Source organism: Inquilinus sp. (assembly GCF_057815775.1).
This window is the reverse complement of the sequence record NZ_JBYRFX010000810.1, coordinates 1-7,064: the sequence shown is the minus strand read 5'-3', so window position 1 is coordinate 7,064 and position 7,064 is coordinate 1. Positions and strand designations below refer to the sequence as shown.

Annotated in this window: 7 protein-coding genes; 3 read left to right on the top strand and 4 right to left on the bottom strand. The window is 62.0% G+C overall.

Features of this window, described 5'->3' with window-relative positions; all coding sequences use genetic code 11:
- Window positions 1–279: 279 nt before the first annotated feature.
- The gene (locus AC3XYG_RS29025; protein WP_489143356.1) at window positions 280–960 is read left to right on the top strand and encodes a hypothetical protein; all 681 of its coding nucleotides are present in this window, start codon (window positions 280–282) and stop codon (window positions 958–960) included.
- A 197-nt stretch (window positions 961–1,157) separates the two neighbouring features.
- On the opposite strand, the gene AC3XYG_RS29020 is transcribed toward AC3XYG_RS29025, so the two are convergent.
- Window positions 1,158–1,784: a chemotaxis protein CheB gene (locus AC3XYG_RS29020; protein WP_489143355.1), complete on the bottom strand. Its 627-nt coding sequence runs from the start codon at window positions 1,782–1,784 to the stop codon at window positions 1,158–1,160.
- Between the two features lie 637 nt (window positions 1,785–2,421).
- Entirely contained in the window at window positions 2,422–3,327 is a 906-nt protein-coding gene (locus AC3XYG_RS29015) for a LysR family transcriptional regulator (RefSeq protein ID WP_489143354.1), read from the bottom strand.
- A 179-nt stretch (window positions 3,328–3,506) separates the two neighbouring features.
- Between AC3XYG_RS29015 and AC3XYG_RS29010 the strand changes: the two genes are divergently transcribed.
- Window positions 3,507–4,454 (top strand): zinc-dependent alcohol dehydrogenase family protein, encoded by a 948-nt coding sequence (locus AC3XYG_RS29010; protein WP_489143353.1) that lies wholly within the window; start codon window positions 3,507–3,509, stop codon window positions 4,452–4,454.
- 48 nt (window positions 4,455–4,502) lie between these two features.
- Here the strand turns inward: AC3XYG_RS29010 and AC3XYG_RS29005 are convergent, their stop codons facing one another.
- On the bottom strand, window positions 4,503–4,982 hold the full coding sequence (locus AC3XYG_RS29005) for an RrF2 family transcriptional regulator (protein ID WP_489143352.1): 480 nt from the start codon (window positions 4,980–4,982) through the stop codon (window positions 4,503–4,505).
- 99 nt (window positions 4,983–5,081) lie between these two features.
- On the opposite strand from AC3XYG_RS29005, the gene AC3XYG_RS29000 reads away from it, so the two are divergent.
- Window positions 5,082–5,555, top strand: a complete 474-nt coding sequence (locus AC3XYG_RS29000) for a nuclear transport factor 2 family protein (protein WP_489143351.1) — start codon at window positions 5,082–5,084, stop codon at window positions 5,553–5,555.
- A gap of 706 nt (window positions 5,556–6,261) precedes the next feature.
- Here AC3XYG_RS29000 and AC3XYG_RS28995 read toward each other — a convergent pair.
- The gene (locus AC3XYG_RS28995; protein WP_489143350.1) at window positions 6,262–7,038 is read right to left on the bottom strand and encodes a tyrosine-type recombinase/integrase; all 777 of its coding nucleotides are present in this window, start codon (window positions 7,036–7,038) and stop codon (window positions 6,262–6,264) included.
- Between the last annotated feature and the right edge of the window lie 26 nt (window positions 7,039–7,064).

Sequence of the window (7,064 nt, the reverse complement as noted above, 5' to 3'; positions counted from 1 at the left end):
GGCGACGGGACGCTCATGGCAGCTTGATCGCGGTCCTGGGCCTGAGCGGCGAGGGACCGGATTCGACCCGAAGCGGGCCCTTAGCGACGAAAATCGGACGGTCGCGTATCTACCCTGTACAGGCGGTAGGGAATGACCTTCGCATCGGCGGCCTCAATGCTTGCAAGCGCCGGCGCAGGGGGTGATGTCGACGTGATAGATCCATGATGAATGCGGGCCAGAAACAGGTCGCGTCATACGAATAAAGTGGCGTTCAAGCTCGGTTGGTGAGCAGTTGAGGTGCCGAATGACCTCCAGCTTGCGCGAAGCGCCGAAGGGCGTTTGGCCTCGTCTAAAAATGCTGGGTGGCGAAAGGAAGCTATAATGGGCCTTAATAATCTATTGCCTTATTTGACGGTGGCGGTTCTGTTTTTCCAGGCCTTCATTTCATATAAGCAATCGCTTCTTTCCAAGAAGCAAAAAGATCTTCTTGCAGCCAGCTTGGATCTGCAATCGTCCCAGAGAGACATTGCCCAGAACGAATTTGTTTCAACGCATCGACCCAAGATCATCATTAGGAATGTCCATTTCGAAGACACCTTCAAGGCCGACGCTTCTTTCAATGTCGAGTTTCGCTACATAAACATTGGGGAAGTGAAGGCAGATATTGAGCTGATCGAAGCTGACGTGTTCGCGTCGCGCCGAGACGATGTTGGATTTGAGAAGCGGCCGTTGGTGAAGTGCGAATATGATAAAATCTCGCTGATGCCCGGCGAATCCGGCATCGGCTCGATCAAACGCGTTAATCACCAAAATCCTACTGGCTCCATGGCCGACGAGGATCGGATTTTTTGTGTCGGATGCGTCCAGTACAGGGACGATGCGGGCATTCATCGCCAGACTGGCTTTGCCCGAGTCTATGACGGTGACACCAAGCGTTTTTGCCAGTCAGATGACGAAGAGTATGAATATTCTTACTAGGTAATTATTCGCATTTTGCCTGCCACATTCATTCGTCCACTGCCTCGGCCCGAGGCGGCCAGACCGGACATAGCGCCAGGCTCTCCGTCGCGGACGGATGCGTAGCCTCCCTCATAGGCCGCACCACGGCCTCGATCTCGGCATCGGAAAGACTGACCGATTACGTCGTAGCACAAAATCCGCTCTTTCCCGCGGGTCTAGGTTCTATTGCGCCGGACCGAGCCGACGCTCTGCCGTTCGATCCCCCGACGTGTGATTTGTACAAGGCGCTGGGCGATATCTTCGGGCGACAGGACAAAATCGATGCACCCACTCGCTATCGCGCTCTCGGGCATATCCGGTTGTTTAGCCGTATCAAGCTTCTGCGCGAAGGTGATGCCTCCGACATCCTTTATGCCACACAGCGCCGCCGCCCCGTCACCGTCATAGCCCGAGACGATGACGGCGATCAACTGCCCGTTCCAATGACGGGTCAGCGAATGCAGGAAGACCGTAATGACGTCCGGCCATCCTCTCGGCTTCGAGATCGGCCTTAGTCGGAACTCGCCATCGAGAACGTGCAGATCGCGCTGCGCCTGAATGATGAACACGTGGTCGGGCTGGAGGACCAATCCGTCCGTGATCAATTCGACCGGCATCGTGGTGTGGTGCGGAAGGATCTCGTGGAGTCGGGTGGCCACGACCCTCAGATGATTAACGATGACAATCGCGACACCCATATCGGCCGGCAGGTGCCGCAGCAACCGGATATAGGCGTCGAGGCCACCCGCCGAGCCGCCGACGCAGACGACGGGAAAATTGTTCGCCAGGCTGCTAGCAGTCATCCCCGCCGGCGAAATCCGAAATAGCCGCCGCCGAGGAGTACGAAAAGCACAACGATAATCAAGATGGTGGTCATGAATTCCTCCACAGATGTCTCTGGGATTCTCTCGACTGCATTTGAGTTCGGATCGGGGGTGGCGGCGAGCCTCGGAATCTACCTACTGCCCAGGTGACGACGCTGGTGCGCCCACCCAAGGTTGCGGCCTAGGCAGTAGCGCTCCGGGCTTATCGAGCTGATGGCGGCCTGATGTTTCGAGTTTGTCCTCGTAGATGGGCCGCGGTGGTCGTCAACACTGAGAAGGACGCCGGTTCGTCGAGATCATCAGCAGCCAGCTGATGGCGCCAACCACATTTTCTGCCGTGCAGTGAGACTCGGGATCCCGCCTGGTTCGGACGTCCGATCCGGCGGCGGACCTCAATGAGATCCGTTTCCAGGCGCTCGGCGCCGCGGGCCAGCCGTTCCAGGCTTTCTGCTCACGCCAGAGCGCGTCGTATCCCGCCTTCAGGAATCATTCCTGCGGCGCCTTAAACTCCTGCATGCAGACGACATCCGGCCGCGCATCCCCACCGTCGCATGGGCCGTCCCTCACAGAAATCCCCTTCAGGACTCTTCTGTTTCGGTCAATCCACCAGCCGAGGCTACGACATCGGAGTCGGAAGATAGTCGCCGGACCTGAAGTCTCGTCGCATCCTTTTGGTTGCGAAATCGACGAAGGCGCGAAGCTTCGGCAGCGACTGGCTGCGGCCTGGATAATAGAGAGAAAGCCCGGGAACTTCCTCGCTGTTGGCTTCCAGCACAGTCTCCAGGCTCCCGTTTTCAATATAGGACATGACGAGCGACTGCGGTAGCCGGAAGAGGCCGACGCCGCGGGCCGCCGAGCGGATGCAGGCTTCGACGTCGTTGATGACGAGAGGGCCGTCGATGCCCACCGTGACGCGCTGGCCATCGACGACGAATTGCCATCGATCGAGGACCCGCGTGGACTGGCGGAGCAGAATGCACGGGAAGGCTTGCAGGTCGCTCGGTGTCTCCGGGCGACCGTGTTTGCGGAACAGAGCCGGAGCACCAACGACCACGAAGCGTTCCGGCGGTGTCAGCCACACCGCGACCATGTCGATCTGGACGAAATCTCCGAGCCGTATCCCGGCATCGAAGCCTCCCTCGACGATGTCGATGGGCCGATCCTCACCCACAAGTTCAAGCTGAACGTTGGGGTGGGCGTCAAGAAAGTCGGGCAGCAGACGGTTCACCAGCAGCGGCAGGCTCGGGCGTGGTGCATTGATGCGCAGCCGGCCGCTGATCTCTCCGCCCAGCCCGCTCGCGGCGTCCAGGCCCGCCGTCATCATGTCGACGGCCGGACGCGCGTGGGCAAGCAGGCGTTCGCCCGCTTCCGTCAAGCCGACGCTTCGTGTCGTGCGTGAGAAGAGCGGCGCGCCAATTCTGTCTTCCAGGCTGCGGATCGCCTGACTGACCGCGGACGGCGTGACGCCGAGGTGGCGCGCCGCCGCGCGGAATCCCCGGGCCTCCGCCACCGCCAGAAACATGACCAACCCATCGAGATGCGTCCTGGAAATTGTTAAGGGCATCTACACAGGCCGTTCCAAATACATCCAATTATCGAACAATAACGGAGGGGCTACATCAACTCCAGCAAAACAAAAAAGGACGGGACGCCGTGCGCGCATATCACCTTGAACGGTTTGGGACACCCGACGGCCTCGGCATGGCCGATCATGACATTCCGTCGCCGGGAACCGGCGAAGTGCTCGTCCGGGTGCGGGCGTCTTCGATCAATTTTCGCGACCTGATCGTCGCCAACGGCTGGTATTCGCCGCCCGTGGCGTTGGGACGAGTGCCTCTGTCGGACGCCGCCGGCGAGGTGGAATCGATCGGTCCCGGTGTCACGCGCTTCAAGGCCGGCGACCGGGTCGTCAATGCGTTCTTCCCGAATTGGTTCGGCGGAACCTTCAATGCGGCGCCGCAGCAATGGGTCGTCGATCACGATGGCTGGCTCACCGAATACAAGGTGGTCAACGCCGAAGCTCTTGTGCCCATGCCTCGGCATCTGAGCTTCGAGGAGGCGGCGACCCTTCCCTGTGCAGGCGTTACGGCGTGGTCCGCGCTGTCAGGCGTTGGCGCCGGCGACACCGTGCTCACCGAGGGCACGGGCGGGGTCTCGTTGTTCGCCGTTCAATTGGCCAAGGCCCTCGGCGCGCGCGTCATCGCAACGACCTCCAGTTCGGACAAGGCGGAGCGTCTTCGTCAGCTCGGGGCCGACCATGTGATCGACTATCGCGCCACGAAGGATTGGGGCGAGCAGGCGCGCGCCCTGACGGGGGGGCGCGGCGTGGACCGCGTCGTGGAGGTGGGCGGCGCCGATACCCTGGCCCAGTCGGTGAAGGCGATTGGCTATGGCGGCCAGATATCCCTGGTCGGAATTCTGGCTGGCGCGGAGGGGGGCATCGACTTCATGACGATGTTCAGGACGCACGCGACCTTCAAGGCCATTGCCGTCGGCAGCCGTCGCGACCTGGAGGACCTGGGCCGGGTGCTGGGACAGCACGACATCCGGCCGGTTCTCGACAGCGTCTATGCCTTCGACGATGCGAAGGCCGGGCTGAGCCACTTCTCCGGGCGCCGGCTCTTCGGCAAGGTTGTCATCCGGCATTGAGCAAGGCGCGGCTGGTGCCGGTAAGTGACCTTCGCTTCCCCTCGACGATCAGGCTGTTCCGGTCTCGACCGTGCGATCCCGGGGACGAGGGTCACGCTGTGCGTCGAGGGCGCGAAGGTCCGAAAGGGCATCGGCCAGCGTCCGTCCGGCCAGCAGACGCGACACCGATTCATCGACCTCGTCGGCCAGGGTCCCGAAGAACCGCTCGACGTTGTGGCTGACGAGGCACCGATGGGGGATATCGCTGCGTGCGGTCCACAGCTTCTTATCCCCCATGGTCGCCTTATAGATTTCGCCGAGCGTGATCGCAGCGGCGTCGGCGCTCAGGCTTACACCGCCGTCCCGCCCCATGGTCGATCGGACAAGCCCCGCCTGGATCAGGGGAACCAGCAATCGCCTGACAAAGGTTGGATTGGAGTCGACCCCCTCGGCCAACTGGGCGGAGCTCAATCGCTCGACGCCTTCGGCCTGGGCGAGGGCCAGGCTGAGCATCATCTGCAGGGCGGTCGCGAACCGGACATCGATCATCGTCTGCTCCTAGGCCCTAGATATGCATCTTTCATTGTTGCATATCAATGGAGATATATGCATCTATCATAGGATCATATCATTCCGAGGAGGCCTGCCATGTCCGATGAACGTGAAATTCAGGAGGTGATGGCGCGATACGTCCGGGCGGCCGACCACCGGGACGGAGCGGCCATGAGCGACATCTTCCTGCCCGAAGGCAAGACCGAGATTTTCTACAACAATGCAGGCACAGCTGAGCGTCTTGGCGAGCTGGTCGGGGCGAAAGCCATTGGTGAAGCCGTGACCACGTTGATGAAGCCGCATCCGCCACGGGGGTGGAGCCATCACACCACCTATGACCCGATCATCGACGTGAAAGGCGACACCGCGACGCTCGACGTCCATTTCGTGGTGTTCAACGTCGTCGGTGCGGAAAAGCCTGAAGGCGGTTGGCCGGCAGGGGCTTTTGGCGCGCAAGGCACCATCACCCCGATCGAGAGTGGCTACTACCGGCCGACCCTTAAGAAAGTCGCTGGGCGCTGGATGATGGCGCACAACCGCATCTATCACGACATCCCGTATGCCTTCTAAGAGAAGCAGGATGAGGGGCGTTTCTTATGGCCGCTTCGGGGGATTGGAAGTTCACGGCACTATGTGACTTGCTAGAGCCGAAGCTGACGGCGACACGCCGCGCTTAGTTGGGGGCCTCCCATCGGGGCAGAAGGTTCCGATCTAGGGGACGAGCGAGGGCACCCTGGACCAGTTGTAGCCGGCGCGGCGCTTCTCTATCTCGACGCCTATGCCAGTCGGGCGGAACAGCGCCGTTCATCGTCGACGATCTCTTCGCCCCCTTCGACGAGGCCCGCACCGCTCTGGTGCTGAGGACGCTGGAGGCGCTCGACTATAGACCGGCGATGTTCGCGTACAACCAGCATGTGGCGGACGCCGCGACTGAGCGCGCGGGGGCCGTGGCGGCGGCGATTGTGGTCGACTGATCACTGACCGCTGAGAACGTTGGGCACGCGCAAGGCCTGCAGCTCGAACGGATAGCGCGCAGCCCGATCGGCCAAATTCAACTAATCCTGTTTGGAAGATGTAACGCACGCACATGCTTTCAGATCGTGTCGTTGGCCTGCACACCATTGGACCGGCGTGGGGCCTCGACGCCCGTGTCGTCGCGCCTCAGGATGTGCAGCGTCATGACGGTGGCCAACAGTGCAAGTTGGGCTCCTTACAAGAATAGTGCGTAGGCATCCGGAATCCGTGAACATAACGTTAACCCCTTGTTCCTATCGCCTTATTCCTTTCGCAGGAGCCTGCCCGTAAAATTCCCCACCCACAGGCTCTCGTGCCTCCGGTAGATCCGCGCCGAGGCGTAGCTCTTCCATCGACCATGCTCCATCTCCTTGTCGAGCGGGATTCCGAGCAGATCAGCGGCGGTCATCATGCCGGCGCGGAGGCTGTGCGCCGAGAATTCTTCCGGGCCGACGCCGGTGCGGGCGATGACGCGCTTGACCAGGCGCGCGATCGTGCCCGGATCGACCGGCAGCAAATGGCCGCCGGCGCCGGCCACCAGATTGCCGCCGCGGTCGAGACGGCAGTACAGGGCGCCCGGCGCATCGCCGCGGGCTGCGAGCCAGCGGCGCAGCGCGGTGACGGCGCAGAGTGGCGAGTCCAGCACCGCCTCGATGCCGACCTCAGCGCCATGACGTTCCTGGTCAGCCTTGGATCGGCCGACGAAAAGCACCAGGCCCTCGGCCGAGAACGACACGTCCCGAAGATCGAAGGCTGCGAGTTCGGAGCGGCGGAAGCCGCCGGCGAAGCCGATCAGCAGCAATGCCATGTCGCGCAGCGCGCGACGCCTCTCCCCTCCCCCGCCGGCCAGCTCGATGCCGGCCAGATCCGGGTGCGTGCCCGGGGTCAGCACCAAGGCCGCGGCGCGCAGGTTCGGCTCAAGCAGTGCCGCCTTGCGGGTCGGCCGTGCGCCCTTGGTCCGGCGCAGGCCCTTGAGGAAGGCCTCGAACTCGGCGTCATCAAGGTCGAGCGGCTGCTTCAGCCGCTTGCGGATCGCCACCACTGCGGCCCTGCGCAGCAGGATGG

Coding starts and splice junctions, on each gene's coding strand:
- AC3XYG_RS29020 (WP_489143355.1), bottom strand. CDS start 1,784: ATGACTGCTAGCAGCCTGGCGAACAATTTTCCCGTCGTCTGCGTCGGC.
- AC3XYG_RS29015 (WP_489143354.1), bottom strand. CDS start 3,327: ATGTTTCTGGCGGTGGCGGAGGCCCGGGGATTCCGCGCGGCGGCGCGC.
- AC3XYG_RS29010 (WP_489143353.1), top strand. CDS start 3,507: ATGGCCGATCATGACATTCCGTCGCCGGGAACCGGCGAAGTGCTCGTC.
- AC3XYG_RS29005 (WP_489143352.1), bottom strand. CDS start 4,982: ATGATCGATGTCCGGTTCGCGACCGCCCTGCAGATGATGCTCAGCCTG.
- AC3XYG_RS29000 (WP_489143351.1), top strand. CDS start 5,082: ATGTCCGATGAACGTGAAATTCAGGAGGTGATGGCGCGATACGTCCGG.